The 236-nt window shown below is 64.4% G+C and carries 1 protein-coding gene; it reads right to left on the reverse strand.

Going from position 1 to position 236, the window contains the following annotated elements; translation table 11 throughout:
* Positions 1-236: aldehyde dehydrogenase family protein (locus R0K30_RS23490; protein WP_410613437.1), on the reverse strand; the 236-nt coding region annotated here is incomplete at both ends.

Genomic DNA, 236 nt, shown 5'->3' on the forward strand with positions numbered 1-236 from the left:
GTAGGCACCAAACGCCGCGGCTTCGACGGTAGCGTCAAGGTCGGCGTCGTCCAGTACCATCAACGGGGCTTTGCCACCCAACTCCAGCAAAGCGGGTTTGAGGTGCCGGGCGGCCAGCTCACCGACAATGCGCCCGACGTGGGTAGAACCGGTGAAATTCACACGGCGTACGGCCGGGTTGGCGATCAGCCGCTCGACGATGGCCGGTGCGTCTTCCGGGGCATTGCTGATCACGT

Origin of the sequence: Bacillus sp. SIMBA_154 (genome assembly GCF_046536015.1) — a bacterium.
Taxonomy (GTDB): domain Bacteria; phylum Bacillota; class Bacilli; order Bacillales; family Bacillaceae; genus Bacillus; species Bacillus pumilus_P.